14 protein-coding genes are annotated in these 15145 nt (G+C 26.4%); 10 read left to right on the top strand and 4 right to left on the bottom strand.

What is annotated here, in order from left to right; translation table 11 throughout:
* Window positions 1-283: 283 nt before the first annotated feature.
* Window positions 284-1465, top strand: coding sequence for an MFS transporter (locus BUA62_RS10200; RefSeq protein ID WP_072865951.1), 1182 nt, complete (start codon window positions 284-286; stop codon window positions 1463-1465).
* Between the two features lie 13 nt (window positions 1466-1478).
* On the opposite strand, the gene BUA62_RS10195 is transcribed toward BUA62_RS10200, so the two are convergent.
* The 4 genes from BUA62_RS10195 to BUA62_RS10180 form a co-directional block, all read right to left on the bottom strand.
* Window positions 1479-2630 (bottom strand): transglycosylase SLT domain-containing protein, encoded by a 1152-nt coding sequence (locus BUA62_RS10195; protein ID WP_072865950.1) that lies wholly within the window; start codon window positions 2628-2630, stop codon window positions 1479-1481.
* Window positions 2627-3118, bottom strand: coding sequence for a hypothetical protein (locus tag BUA62_RS10190; RefSeq protein WP_072865949.1), 492 nt, complete (start codon window positions 3116-3118; stop codon window positions 2627-2629). Before BUA62_RS10190 ends, BUA62_RS10195 begins: the two co-directional genes overlap by 4 nt.
* Window positions 3109-3309 (bottom strand): hypothetical protein, encoded by a 201-nt coding sequence (locus BUA62_RS10185; protein WP_072865948.1) that lies wholly within the window; start codon window positions 3307-3309, stop codon window positions 3109-3111. Before BUA62_RS10185 ends, BUA62_RS10190 begins: the two co-directional genes overlap by 10 nt.
* Window positions 3310-3399: 90 nt before the next feature.
* A complete protein-coding gene (locus BUA62_RS10180; RefSeq protein ID WP_072865947.1) occupies window positions 3400-4725 on the bottom strand; it encodes an S-layer homology domain-containing protein in 1326 nt (441 codons plus the stop codon).
* Between the two features lie 213 nt (window positions 4726-4938).
* Here BUA62_RS10180 and aspS point away from each other — a divergent pair, with 213 nt between their 5' ends.
* From aspS to BUA62_RS10135, 9 genes are all read left to right on the top strand, one after another.
* On the top strand, window positions 4939-6699 hold the full coding sequence (aspS, locus tag BUA62_RS10175) for an aspartate--tRNA ligase (protein WP_072865946.1): 1761 nt from the start codon (window positions 4939-4941) through the stop codon (window positions 6697-6699).
* Between the two features lie 11 nt (window positions 6700-6710).
* Window positions 6711-7376 (top strand): (d)CMP kinase, encoded by a 666-nt coding sequence (gene cmk / locus BUA62_RS10170; RefSeq protein WP_072865945.1) that lies wholly within the window; start codon window positions 6711-6713, stop codon window positions 7374-7376.
* 5 nt (window positions 7377-7381) lie between these two features.
* Window positions 7382-8224: a 4-hydroxy-3-methylbut-2-enyl diphosphate reductase gene (gene ispH, locus BUA62_RS10165; protein WP_072865944.1), complete on the top strand. Its 843-nt coding sequence runs from the start codon at window positions 7382-7384 to the stop codon at window positions 8222-8224.
* Window positions 8224-9780: a S1 RNA-binding domain-containing protein gene (locus tag BUA62_RS10160; RefSeq protein WP_072865943.1), complete on the top strand. Its 1557-nt coding sequence runs from the start codon at window positions 8224-8226 to the stop codon at window positions 9778-9780. The genes ispH and BUA62_RS10160 overlap by 1 nt, the downstream gene beginning before the upstream one ends.
* A 13-nt stretch (window positions 9781-9793) precedes the next feature.
* The gene (der, locus tag BUA62_RS10155) at window positions 9794-11122 is read left to right on the top strand and encodes a ribosome biogenesis GTPase Der (protein WP_072865942.1); all 1329 of its coding nucleotides are present in this window, start codon (window positions 9794-9796) and stop codon (window positions 11120-11122) included.
* Between the two features lie 10 nt (window positions 11123-11132).
* Window positions 11133-11735: a glycerol-3-phosphate 1-O-acyltransferase PlsY gene (plsY, locus tag BUA62_RS10150; protein WP_072865941.1), complete on the top strand. Its 603-nt coding sequence runs from the start codon at window positions 11133-11135 to the stop codon at window positions 11733-11735.
* A gap of 74 nt (window positions 11736-11809) precedes the next feature.
* Window positions 11810-13480 (top strand): ligand-binding sensor domain-containing protein, encoded by a 1671-nt coding sequence (locus BUA62_RS10145; protein WP_143148370.1) that lies wholly within the window; start codon window positions 11810-11812, stop codon window positions 13478-13480.
* Window positions 13470-13925, top strand: a complete 456-nt coding sequence (locus tag BUA62_RS10140) for a tetratricopeptide repeat protein (RefSeq protein WP_159429519.1) — start codon at window positions 13470-13472, stop codon at window positions 13923-13925. The genes BUA62_RS10145 and BUA62_RS10140 overlap by 11 nt, the downstream gene beginning before the upstream one ends.
* 12 nt (window positions 13926-13937) lie before the next feature.
* Window positions 13938-15145 (top strand): polysaccharide biosynthesis/export family protein (locus BUA62_RS10135; protein ID WP_143148369.1); only part of this gene is annotated, 1208 nt, incomplete at its 3' end.

Raw genomic sequence — 15145 nt, 5'->3', positions numbered from 1 at the left:
CAAGTGAAAAACTATACTCTAGTTTAGAAATCTTTTTTAAGAGAACAAGTCTCAGGGGGATGTTATCTAAAACTATTTTACCAGAGGTAAAACTTAAAAACAAGCAAAAAATAAATACTGAAAAAGATGCTCAATAGAAAACTACTAATATAAAACATATAACTAAAAACACATAAATCAATATAAATAAAATATATTTACTTTTCAAAGAGCATATAAATAATAATAATAATCAATAACAATAATATAATTATTCTATACTAATTATACGAGGGGGAGGGGGATGTACGATAAAAATATTATTATTTATCCAATTTACAGATTTTTTATAAACTTCCGCATTATTGGACCCATACACATTCCTTATCTACTCTTCAAAGGTTTAAATTATTCTCAAATTATGTTATTACAAAGTATTTATTCCGTTTCTATCTTTTTATTTGAAGTCCCAACCGGAAGTTTAGCCGATAAAGTTTCAAGAAAATTTTCTCTTTTTTTATCCGGAATATTTGCCGCATTGGGTCTAACCTTATATATAATTTTTAATTCATTTTTGATATTTGTTTTAGCTGAAATACTTTTTGGAATTGGTTTAACATTATCAAGTGGTGCAGATTCTGCTCTACTTTATGAAAGTTTAATCAAATTAAATCGAAAAAAAGATTTTCAGGTCATAGAAGGAAAAAGTAACTATTATTTGTTTTTAGGTCATGCTTTTGGTTCCATCCTCAGTAGTTTTTTATACTCATATAATAAGTTTCTTCCGTTCTGGCTTAGCACATTGAGTGTATTAATTGGTTCTATTGCTGCATTCTTTTTTATAGAAACAGATAGAGAAAAAAGCAAACATAATTATACTATACATATTTTTAAAAGTTTCAAAATAGCTATAAACACCCCTCGCATTGTATGGGCTTTACTATATGCTAGTTTCTATGGCTTTATATATAGAGTAGGCTTTTGGTTATATCAACCATATTTTTCCACAATAAATATTGATGTTAAATGGTACGGAGTAATATTTTTTGGATTCAATATAATTGCCGCATGGGCTTCAAAATATTTATCACCTAAAATTAAAGATACTCGCCCAAGAAAAGTATTATTAAGTTTAATAATGCTGATGACTTTAAGTTTTATTTTACCTGTAATTTTTATATCAAAGTTTGCAATCGCTTTTTTAGCATTACAACAAATTGTTAGAAGTCTTTATAGGCCTACTATGAATTTTTATATTAATCACCAGGTAGAAGATAAATATAGAGCAACTGTAATTTCTATGGTTAGTTTAGCAGCAAATCTAAGTTTCGCTATATTGGCACCATTTGTGGGCATGGTTTTAGATTACAAAGGAACCATTTTTACATACATTATTGTTGGTATTATTTCGCTTATAGGTACTATAAAATTATTTTTATTAAGAAAAAAACAAAAGAGTTTAAAAGAAAAAATGAACGCTTTCTGATAAGCGTTCATTTTTATGGATAAATTTTATTCCACTCTCTTTCATATTGTAAAACCTTTTTTAAATAATCAGAGGTTTCTTTCCTTGTATTGGATAAAAGATAATTATATAATCCACTTAAATTCATCTTTTCTAAGTTTAACCCTCTAACTCTTTTGGATATTGCTACAGGTCCCATATTATATCCTGCTATAACCATATACTTTCGTTTTGAATATTCTTTTTCGAATTTGAAATATTTCGTATGTAATAAATATATATATGTTGTCCCGTATAATATATTCTTTTCCGGGTTGTATAATTCATTTATCAAAGCTCTGGGGTTTGGTTTTCTTTTAAATAAATATATATATGCTTCTGTTGCTCCATACCTCGGGATTAACTGCATCAATCCTAAAGCGCCACTTCTGGATCTTGAATTTGGTAAAAAAGAAGATTCTTTTTGTATTATGGATAATATAAATGGTCTTGGAATACCATATTTACTTTTAACATTATTTATTAAAGGAATATATTGTTTTGCTCTTTCTAAAAAGGGATTTTTTATTATAGGTATCTTTGTTTTATATATTATTTTATCTTTTATCTCCTTTTCTTTTTGAATTTTAGGATTCTCAATATCTTTCACTTTTATTAAATTATCCAGTATGGGTTTTTTCGTGTATACATCTTTTTTATTAACAGTTCTTTTTATTTGCTCTTTTATTTTTTCTTTCACTTTTTCTTTCGGCACTTTTTTATCAACGATAATTTTAACTTCCATATATCCATTTTTGTTTTCTTCGTTTCTATCAAAAGTAACAACTGAAAATGATTTTAAATCATCTGAAAAGTCATACCATTTATGTGAATCATATTCAAACGTTTCTCCCCATATTTTTTCGAAATTATTCATAAACTCCTTTTCTTGTTTATTATATTCTTCATAATATTTGTCCCATTCTTTTTGACTTTCTTCATATAATTTTTTCCATTGTTCATCCATATAATTCAAATGTTCATTCCATTCTTCATTTATTTCATTCACATACTTGTTAAATTCATCTGAAAATAAATTATTATTTAAATCTATATCCATATTTATTTCTGGCATTTTAAAAGGATCTTCTTCAGAAAAAATTAAAATAACCATTAAAACGTATATGAATAAATATATTTTTTTCACAAGTCCACCCCCAAATATTTTTTTATCTGTCCTTTTATTGTTTTTGAAAGCTCAAGAACTATTATATTATAAATATTAATCCCAAAAATATATATGATTATTGAAATCATATATAAAATTTTGTTTTCAAATATATATTTTGGAATATAAAATGGAAAAAACCTTAAAATAGAAATAATTGCTATAATAGCACTTAATGAAGAAATCAAGAATCTGTTTTTTTTAGAATAAACAAACAAAACATGTGGAATAAAAAATAATAATACTAAAGGAAAAGCTTGAAAAAATAGTCCAAAAAGATTTGTAATAAACAAAAAGCCCACTATGAATATTATAGAATAATATATACTATTCAATAGTGGGATGAATGTTGGTAATAATAAAGGAATTATATTTGGCGCTATACGAAAGATCTTTGCTATTAAATATAATATTACTGCGATGGATAAAAATAATGCTGTTAATATTTTTTTTATTTTTAAATACACGAACAGAGATCTCCTCCTGCACATTCACAACATGTATCTGCAACAGCAATAGTCCCTATACATTGTAAGCATTCCATACAATCATCATTCCTTCTATAATAACCAGCTCTGAACTTATAGAGTTCTTCTTTCATTTTTTCATCGCTTTTATATTCATTGAATTTATCTTTCCAACTAAATTTTTTATTCATAAATATCTCACCTCACATTTTTCATATTTTCATTTTTATTATAACACAAAAAATGCGGTGACAAAAGTCACCGCTTACATATTTCTATACTTATGGAATAGAATTGTACATTAAAATTCCTAATCCTGCTAAACCTGATATTATACCTATCCAACTTAACCAATATGCCTGATTAGCTTTTTTCTCAATTTTATCAATTCTTGCTTTCTCTACAACAGCATCTGATGTTGCATATTTTGCCAATTCATTTTCTAAATCTGTTTTCGTTACGTAATTTCCAAATTTAGCATCAATATCTGATTTAACTGCATATTTATCTAAATCTGTTTTTAATGCATAATTCTTTAATGTTGAATTCAAATCACCAAATGTTGGATAATTTTTCAAATCGGCAAAAGTTGGATATTCTTTTAATGCATCTTTAGTTACGTAATTATCAAATTTTAACTCTAATTCTTTAACTTTTTCTCCATTGTTCATTAAGTTTGATTCAATTTTTTCTAATTTTGAATTTAATTCATTATATGAATCTCCTAACACTTTATAAGAACTTTCTAAATCTGAAACTTTTGAATTTAGAGATTGAATTTCTAACGATACTTTGTTTAAGTCTTCTACTTTAACATAATCTTTTAAATATTCACTAACTTTTTCATCTATTGTTGTATTAACTGCATCAATATTTGCTTTTAAGGACAATTTTGAATCGAATTTTGCTATTTCAGCTTTTATGCTATCTAAATCAACTGCATTTACTTTATTTTCTAATTCGGCAATTTTATTAGCCAATACACCTATTGATTCTATTGCTGCTTTATTTGAAGCTACCTCTTTTTTTAAGGAAGTTAAGTCTGTTGACAATGCTTTTAATGTGCTTAATTCCATTTCTAATGAATTTATTCTTTCTTCTAATGCTTTATTTGATTCCAATTCAGATACTTTCTTTTCAACATTATCAATTTTCGAACTCAAATAGCTAATAACGTCATAAGCACTTTTTAATTCGTTTATAGATGTTTCTAATTCATTTATTTTTTTGTCCAATGATGTTGTGTCTATATTTGCAATAGCACTTTTAATCATTGCATTTACTTCTGCTTTTGATAATCCTTTTGATTCTTTAGAGATTTCTTGAACCTGTTTATCAAGAGTTACTACTTTTTCTGCTAATGTTGCAAATAATTGTTGTTCTACATATTTCAAAGCTCTATCTAATGCTACTGTAAGTTGGTATCTATTTACTTGAGATAACCCCTGGTATGTGCCATCAGGAAACCCTTCAATGATCCCCAAGGAAGATAACCTTTCAATTGAATCAAATGCCCAATGATTTACGGGAACATCTTTATAAGTTGTCGCTGCAAAGGAAAATACAGCTAAAGCTAATACCATTAAAATGATTAAAAGCTTTTTCATTCTAACACCTCCAAAAAATTTTTATTATTGTTTTCAAACTCTCAGTTCTATTTTACCACAAAAATCAAAAAAAATGGTAAAATAAATTGATATTTTTAGACACATTTTTATGATATACTTTAATTAATCATTTGGAATCATCGTTAATACTAATTTTATTTTCTATATTATAACTGCAAAATCCTAAAAAATATATATTATGGAGGTGTTTTAATGCGTTTAAAAAGAACACATAAATGCGGAGAACTGAACATTCAAAATGTTGATGAAACAGTCATCTTAAATGGTTGGGTTGAAAGAATTAGAGATTTAGGAGGTATTAAATTTGGTTTACTAAGAGATAGATACGGTAAAATTCAATTTGTAATTGACCCTGAAAATAAAGATATTTATGATATAGCCAAAAATATCGGTAATGAGTATGTTATTGCTATAAAAGGTATTATTAGAAAAAGACCTGAAGATGCTATTAATAAAAACATGAAAACTGGTGAGATTGAAATTTTGGTTGAAGATTTAGAAATATTGGCAGAATCTGAAACACCACCAATTTATGTAAATAAAGATGAAGAAATCTCAGAAAATTTAAGACTAAAATATAGATATCTTGATTTAAGAAAAGAAAAAATGCAAAAAAATTTATTATTAAGACACAAAGCTTTACAAATAACAAGACAATATTTTTCTGAAAATGATTTTATGGAGATTGAAACACCATATTTAACAAAGAGTACTCCAGAAGGCGCAAGAGACTTTTTAGTTCCATCCAGACTAAAACCTGGCTCTTTTTATGCTTTACCACAATCTCCTCAATTGTTCAAACAATTACTTATGGTTTCTGGATTTGACAGGTATTTTCAAATTGCAAGATGTTTTAGAGATGAAGACTTTAGAGCTGATAGACAACCTGAATTTTCTCAAATAGATTTTGAATTGTCTTTTGTGGATATGGATGATATTTTAACCTTAACTGAAGGGTTATTAAAAAAATTATTTAAAGAATTAATAGATTATGATTTAAAACTTCCTTTAAGAAGATTTACATATGATGAAGCTATGAACAAATATGGTTCAGATAAACCAGATACAAGATATGGTCTGGAAATTCAAGATTTTACTGAAATTTTTGAGAATACCGGTGCTGCTTTTATTAAAAAAGCAATTGAAAATGGACAAAAAGTTAAAGGAATCGTTTTAGAAGGTAAAGCTACTAAATTTTCAAGAAAAAGAATTGATGAATATACAGAATTTGCTAAATCTGTTGGTGCTGGTGGGCTAATTTGGGTGAAAAATGAAAACAATAATATCAAGTCATCTATTAAAAAAATTGCTGAACCAGAATTAAATAAATTAATTGAAAATGAAATAATTAAAAATAATAATATTGCTTTTATCTTAGTAGGGGATAATAATGAAATAAATAAGATTTTAGGGCATATTAGAGTAAAATTAATTAAAGAAGAAATGGAAAAAAAAGACGGTTTTGATGTGTTATGGATTGTTGATTTCCCAATGTTTACATGGGATGAAGAAGAAAATAGATTAGTTGCTGAACATCATCCTTTTACAATGCCTAAATTAGATGAATTTGAAAAATTCGCTGATTCTGAACCCTTAAAGATAAGAGCTCAATGTTACGATTTAGTTATTAATGGTTATGAAATGGCGAGTGGAAGTATTAGGATACATAGAAAAGATTTACAAAATAAAATATTTGAATTAATAGGTTTAAACGAAAAAGAAATAAATGAAAAATTTGGATTCTTAATTGAGGCATTTAAATATGGTCCACCACCACATGGAGGTGCTGCTATTGGTTTTGATAGATTAATTGCTGTTATGGCTGGAGAAGAATCTATTAAAGAAGTTATTGCATTTCCAAAAACCGCAAGCGGCTCAGATCCAATGACTGAAGCACCTTCTTCAGTTTCGGAAAAACAATTAAAAGAATTAAAGATAAAACTAAATCTTTGAGGAGGAATAAAATGAAACTTTTTAAAGTAGCTATTGATGGGCCAGCTGGTTCAGGAAAAAGCACTATTGCCAAAGAAATTGCGAAAATATTTAACCTATTTTATCTCGATAGTGGCGCATTATATAGAGCTTTTGGGTATTACTTGAAAAAAATGGGTTTTGATTTAAATAATGAAAATGATATAATAAATGCGTTGAAAACTTTTGATATTAAAATAATTAAAAATGATTATTATCTTTTTAACGAAAAACTAGATTTTCAAATAAGAACTCCAGAAATAGGAAAAGCTGCATCAATTGTAGCAAAAAACCCTAATGTTCGTGAAAAAGTAAATCAAATTTTAAGAAATATTGCCAAAGTTCATAGTGTAGTTATAGATGGGCGGGATATTGGAACTGTTGTATTACCTGACGCTGATGTAAAGATTTTTTTAACTGCATCTATTGAAGAAAGAGCTAAAAGAAGATATAATGAATTAATTAAAAAAAATAAAAAAGTAAATTTTGAAGATGTGTTAATAGAGATTGAGAAAAGAGATAAAGCTGATTCCACAAGAAAAATAGCCCCTTTAAAACCTGCTGAAGATGCCATTATCGTTGATACTACTGGAAAAAATATTAAGGAAGTTATTACTGAAATAAAAAATATTATATTAAAAAAAATTAATTTGGAGTGAACTTTGTGGAAATAAGACTTGCATCAAAGATAGGGTTTTGTTACGGTGTTGAAAGAGCGTATAATAAAGCTTTAGAGTTGTCTAATAAACATGAAAAGGTTTATATATATGGTGATTTAGTTCATAATAATGATGTAAAAAGCGTACTTACATCGAAAGGTGTGAATTTTTTCTATTCTATCGATCATTTGCCCGATGATGCACATAATTCTGTTTGCATGATACGAGCTCATGGAATTCCAAAAAAAGATAAAAATTACCTACAGTCAAAATTTAAAGAAATAATCGATTTAACCTGTCCTATTGTTGAAAAGGTATTTAATTATGCTTATGAAATGCAACAAAAAGGATATTTTATTGTTGCTTATGGTAAAGAAGAGCATGCTGAAATGATTGGATTAAAGGGAAATGTCGATGAAAAGAAAATTAAGGTATTAAAAGAACCTGAACCATTTAATCATAATAAAATATGTATAATTACTCAAACTACGATGGATTATAATAATTTTAAAAATTTTTCTGCGAACATTGCAAAATTTTCTATGTATAATGAATTACTAATAAAAGATACTATATGTTATGAAACAAAAATTAGAGAAAATGAGGCAAAAGATATTGCAATTTGGTCAGAATTTGTTATAATAATAGGAGGAAAACACAGTTCTAATACAAGAAAGTTATATGAAATTTCTAAAAAATTAAATGAAAATTCTATTCATATTGACTCGATTAAAGAATTAAAAAATATTGATTTATCTAAATTTAAAAAAATAGGTATCTTAACTGGTACTTCTACACCAAATAAATCTATTAACGAAGTTATCGAATTTCTAAGGAGGGGTTTCTGATGGTTGGAGATAAAAGTGAATTTGAAAAACTTTTAAGTGAAGAAACGGAGTTTCAAATAAAAAAGGGGGATATTATACAGGGTGAAATTATCTCAATTAGCTCGGATGGATTATTTGTTTCCGCAGAAGGCAAACCCTTTGATGTGTATGTTGGAAAAGATTATTTATTAAATAACATCAAAGAATATAAATTGGGAAACGAAATTACAGTAAAATTATTAAAAATTAATGAAGCTGAAGGCCAAGCTTTTGGTTCCGAAAAAGCAGCAAAAAGAGATTCTATAATCGATGAAATAACAGAAGGAAAAGTTGTTAAAGGAAAAATCAAACAAAAAGTTGAAAAAGGTTATATTGTTGAATTAGAAAATGTTATAGATGCATTTTTACCTGGTTCTTTATCAATGTTAAATCCTCGTTCCGATTTTCCAAGAGAAGAAATGGATTTTCTTGTATTAAAAAACGAAAAGAGAAGAAAGAGAACTAATATTGTTGTATCAAGAAAAGGTGTAATTGAAAAATATGTTGATGAATTTTTCAGCAATCATCAATTAAATATGATAGTTGAAGGTATAATAAGCGGAATAAAAGAATTTGGTTTATTTGTCACTCTTAACCCTTATGTTACAGCATTAGCTCCAAAAAGTGAGTTGTCCTGGGATAAAAAATTTGATCATACAAAAGAATATAAAATAGGAGATAAAATCAAAGGCGTTATTATAAAACTTGACAAAGAAAACAAAAAGGTTTCTATTTCTGTAAAAAGATTGAAGGATGATCCATGGGAAAATATTGAAAAAAAATTCCCTATTGATTCGATTGTTACTGGAGAAGTTGTTGATATTTTCCCATTTGGTTTTGCAATTAGGTTAGATGAAGGCGTTGAAGGGCTTGTTCACGAATCAGAGATTTTCTGGACAGGAAAGGGTAGAATTGAGGATGTTGTGAAAATAGGAGACTTAGTTAAAGTTAAAATTCTTGATGTGGATAAAGATAAGAAAAAAATTACTTTAAGTTATAAACAGGTTATAGGAGATCCATGGGAAAATGTTGATGAAACAATCAAAGAAGGGGATATTATTGAAAGTCAAGTTGAAAAGCTTTTACCAAATGGAATTATTGTGAAGTTAAATAATAATCTAACTGGTTTTTCTCATGTTTCAGAATTATCCTGGAATTTCGTTGATAATGTGGAAGATTTATTTAAAGAAGGAGATAAGGTTAAGGTTAAAGTTTTGCACGTCGATAAAGAGAATAGAAAAATCAAATTAAGTGTAAAACAAACAAAAGATAATCCTTGGAAAAAAGTATCAAATGAATTAAAAACAGGCGATAAAATTAAGGGTAAGGTTTTAAAATACGTTGGAAAAGGTGCTGTTATTTTAGTTGATGATTATGAAGTTGAAGCATTTATACCGAAATCGAAAATAGAATTAAACGAAGGTGAAAATATAGAAAATGTTTTAAAAATTGGTAGTGCTGTAGAGGGAGAAATTCTCTCCATTGAATTTGAAAACGAAGAACAAAAAGGGAGTATGGTTATAAGTTTAATAAAATAATAGAGGTGAAATAATGAAACCAGTTGTGCTAATAATTGGAAAACCAAATGTAGGTAAATCAACAATTTTTAATAGGTTGATTAAGGAGAAAAAGGCTATAGTAATGGATTACCCAGGAGTTACTAGAGATCAAATTTTTAGTGAGGCACGCTATGATGGGCGTGCCTTCACCTTAGTTGATACTTGTGGTATCTTTGAAGAACCGACAAATGAATTAGAAGAAGTTGCAAAAAACAAGGTTATGGAATCTTTAAATGACTCGGATTTAATATTATTTATTGTTGATGGGAAAAATGGTTTAACAGCTGAAGATTATTATTTAGCTAATGTTTTAAGAAAAGTAAAAAACAAAGTCGTTCTTGTTGCAAATAAAGTAGAATCTTATGAAAAATTTGAAATCAATATTTTACCTGAACTATATAAACTTGGTTTAGGAAAACCTATCCCTATTTCTGCTGAACATAATAAAAATTTAGATGAATTGATTGATAAAATTTTCGAAAAAATCCCTCAATTTGAAATTGAAGAAGAGGATCATGAGGATATTATTAAAGTTGCCTTAATTGGAAGAGCTAATGCTGGTAAATCTTCTTTATTTAATGCTATTACGGGAATTGATAGAGCTATTGTTTCTGATATTCCAGGAACAACTAGGGATAGTATTGATGAATTAGTGGAAATAAATGGACAAAAATATCTTTTTATTGATACTGCAGGATTGAAAAGAAAATCAAAAACAAATTATGGAAGTGTTGAAATGTATAGCACTGTTAGAACAATACGAGCCATTGAAAATTCTGACGTTGTTGTATTATTGATTGATGCTGTTGAAGGAATAACTCAACAAGATAAAAAAGTTGTAGGTACTGCAGAAAACAGAGGAAAAGCAACTGTTATTGCTTTCAATAAGTGGGATTTAGTAAAATATCATGATAAACGTATAGAAGAGTATTTGAATTTATTTAAAAAAGAATTATATTTTGTGAATTATAGCCCCGTTATATTTACATCTGCAGCTAAACATTGGGGAATTGAAAAATTAATGGATGCTATTGATACTGCTTATAAATCTTATACTAGAAGAATCCCAACTAGCGCATTAAATGCCGCATTAGAAAGATTTATGATGGTTTCCCCTCCTCCTATTAGAAAAGGAAAAAGAATAAAAATATATTACGGAACACAAGTGGATATAAGACCACCTGTATTTGCATTTTTTAGCAACATGCCGCAACAAATTCCAAAATCTTATCAAAGAGCTATTCAAAATATGATTAGAAGATATATTGATCCGTTCATTGGCTCACCAGTATTTATAAAATTTAAAAATAGGAAAAAATAATGAGGTGATTATGTTGACTGCTTTTTTATGGGTGTTATTTGGATATTTATGCGGTTCTATACCTTTTAGTTTTATTATTGCTAGATTAAAGGGTATTGATATTACACAAGTTGGTAGCGGAAATGTTGGTGGAACTAATGTTTTGCGTAGTGCGGGAGCTTTTTATGGTATTTTAAGTATGATTTTAGATGTTTTAAAAGCTTTCATACCTACATTTCTTGCTCTTAATTTTAGTGGAGAAATTGCTTATTTTGTTGCTTTTTTTACTGTAATTGGTCATATATACCCTATATGGTTGAAATTTAAAGGAGGTAAAGGAGTTGCCTCTACTGTTGGAACTTATTTTGCTCTCAATCCAACTTTAGCTTTAATTTTTTATTTAATTTGGCTCCCATTAGTTTTAACAACAAAATATGTTTCTTTAGCTTCAATTTCAACTTTATCTATTATTGGATTTATCAGTTTTATTTATTCGCCGAAGCTTGGCTTATTAAATGTTTTATTAGCATTAATTAGCATTTATAAACATAGATCAAATATAAATAGATTGTTGAACAAGACTGAAAGAAAAACCGACATAATAGAAATTTTCAAAAACTCCATAAAAAAATGAAGAAAATATTAATTATATTTTTATTATTTTCATTAACTTTAGCTTTTTCTCAAAATTTAACAGAAAGCGAAAAAATGGCTCGAAAATTATTTTCAGAGAGCCTTGATTCTTTTTTTTCTGGAAAAAAATATGATGCTCGATTGAAATTAGAAGAAGCAATGACTAATCAAATTTATTTAAAAGATGTTCCTTATTTTTGGTATTATGCTGCAAAACTTGATCTTTTATTAGGAAAAATCGAAAAAGCTAAAGAAGACTTAAATAATATTTTATTTTTTTCTCCTTCTAATAGTGAAGCAATATCGCTTTTAAATTTTATTAATTCTTTAAATAATATTGAAAAATCTTTATCTCCTCAAATAAAAATAAAAGAACTTAAAAAGATAAAAAACATTATAAATGCTAATGAAAAATTTTTTATTGCTAATGATTTCATAGTAATTAATTCTTTTGTATATTTATTGGATATACAAAATAAATTAATTTATTATACAAATTTAGATAATTCAGAAGAAAATTGGATTAAGTTAAATTCTGTAATAGATAAAAATTTTATTCCTTTTAATATTTATTATGATGAAAGAACAGATTATTTCTATATTTCTGGCAATACTGGGCTTTATGTTATAAAGAATTTTTCTCAGCAAAAGCAATTCTTTTTTGAAAAAATTAATAAATTTACAAATCTTTTATTATTCGGAATTGATCGAAGTGGAAGATTGTGGACTTTTTATGCAAAAAATAATAGTATAATAATTCTTGATTATGCTGGTAATTCTTTAGAAGAAATACCTTTGGACAACAAATATGTTATAACTTCTGGAAATTATTTTGAAAATAAAATCAGCCTTATTGACATAAAAAATAGACAAATTTTACAATTTTCCACTATTACAAAAAAAATTGAAAAAGTTTTTCCTATAAAAAGCAAACATTTACCATTGAGTATTATTTCTCTTCCATATAACAATCTTTTAATCTCTTTTATGAATGATGGAACTTATTTATTTCAAGATAATAAATTTACTAAATTGTTTGATTTTTCTTATTTATTGAATTATAATAATGGAATTTTGATGAAATTTGATTATTCGAAATATGAGTTAGTATTGGATCAAATTGATTTTATTAGTGATATATCTCCATATTATGTATTCTTATATGGAATTGATTTTAATGTTCCTGATATGACCATAAATTTAAAAATAAATACTATTGCTCCTGGAAATAATTTAATTAATTTTATTGATAGGAAAATTTATATTACTGATTCAGAAGGACGTTATGCATTTGATTATAAAAGAAAGTTAGAAAAACCATATTTTTATAATTTTGATAATATGGAATATCTTTTCTTAGAAATGCTTCCACTCCTAAAAAATGATTCAATAGTTATTTTAAATGACGAAAATAACTCTAATTTTGAAAAATATATCAATATAACAAATATTGTTCCTTTCTTATTTACTAATATTTCTTTATACATAATATCAGATACTCCTATAAGTGAAAAAGTTAGAAAACTTGTAAGATTAACCGGTGGTGCAATAGTTCCCAAAAAATATTTTGTAACTTTTGATAATTATATTAAAAATAATAAAAAAATTATACAAAATATTTCTTATAAAATTTTTCCTCCTATTGCTCCTGGTATTAGACCAGTAAAGATTTATTTACAATTAGGTAGTAAAATAATAAATGATACAATGTATTATTATTCGGAAGGTGTTGGAATTGCAGAATAAAAGTGCTTATTACTTGAACCTTGGAAATAAATATTTGAATTTAAACAATGTAGATTTAGCTATTAAAAATTATTTATTAGCTTTAGAAGAAGATCCAGAAAATTTTTTAATTTATCATAATCTTGGTGTATCTTATTTAATAAAAAATGAACCAAAGTTGGCTTTCGAAAATTTCAAAAAATCTATTGAAAATGGTTTTAAAACTGTAGAAACATATTATTATTATTTAAAAGCTGCTTTTGATTGTGGAAATTATGAGGAATGCCTAAGAGTAAAAGCAAATGAAAATTTTTTTATAGATATGAACCTAATTAAAATAAAAGCAGCTATGAAATTAAATAAATATAATCTTGCGCTGGAAATTTTAGAACAATTAAAAATGAATGGTTTTTCAAGTCAAGAGCTAAATTTAATGGAAAAAATAATTAATTTAAGGAATATATAGGAGGTTATAGCTGTGAAATTAAAAACATCTATTTTTTTAATTTTATTATTAACAGTTTCTATCTTTGCAAATTATACACTTAGAACGGGTGATGTTTTAGGATTATGGGTTTTTGGATACCCTGAATATTCAAATCAAAAAATAATAGTTGGTCCTGATGGAATTATTACAGTTCCTCCAATTGGAAGATTAAACGCTTATGGTAAAACAATAGAAAATCTTGAAAAAGAAATAAAAGAAAAGATCAGTACATATATAAAATCACCTAATGTAACTTTAGGTGTTATAAATTATGCTCCATTTGAGGTTCAAGTAATAGGTAATGTGAAAAAATCTGGTATTATTCAACTTCCAAAACCCACATTAACTTTAACAAAAATTATATCTTTAAGTGGTGGTTTTGCAGAACCTTGGAAAAGTTCTTATGCAATTGTAAAATATCCAAATGGAAAAGAAGAAAAAGTTGATATAACAAATTTATTCAAAGGTTTATTATTAAAAGACGATCCTATTGTTCCTGAAAATTCAACTATTGTTATTCCTTTTGAATTCAATACAAATATTACAATTTATACAGATTTTGGTATAAAAACAATACAATATTTTGAAGGTATTACTTTAAAAGATATCATTTCATCATCAAATATCAACCCAGAAAATTTCGAGAGTTCTATTATTATATTAAGAAATGATACTGTTTTAAATTATACTTTTGAAGATTTAAAAAAGAATCAAAATATATCTCTTCAAAAAGGCGATACTGTTATTTTTAATAAATTAGAAAAATATGTTTATGTATTTGGATTAAATAAAGGTGGTAAGGTTATATTTGAAAAAAACGAACCTTTTACAATAAAAACATTGATGGCCAAATTGGGTGTTGAACCTAAATATATTACGTATACTGTTTATGATAAAGAAAATGGGAAAATAGATAATGTAGATGAAAATTCTAAATTAAAAGTTGGTGAAATTGTAGAATTTGAAAGTATAGAAAATTATGTTTATGTGAGTTCTAATAATGGCGGAGGAAAGATACTTTTTGATGTAAAAGAAAATTTTGATTTAAACACCTTATTAGGAAAAATGGGAATTGACAAAGCGGATTACAAAATAGAGGTTTTTAATCCTAATTCTGGTATGACCTTTGAAGCTACTGATAATACAAACTTTATTAAAGGAATGATAGTAAAACTTATTCCTGTTGAAAAGTTTGTTTT

Source organism: Marinitoga hydrogenitolerans DSM 16785, assembly GCF_900129175.1.
In the GTDB taxonomy this organism is placed as follows: domain Bacteria; phylum Thermotogota; class Thermotogae; order Petrotogales; family Petrotogaceae; genus Marinitoga; species Marinitoga hydrogenitolerans.
Note: the sequence above shows the minus strand (reverse complement) of the source record. Positions and strands in the feature narration are given on the sequence as shown.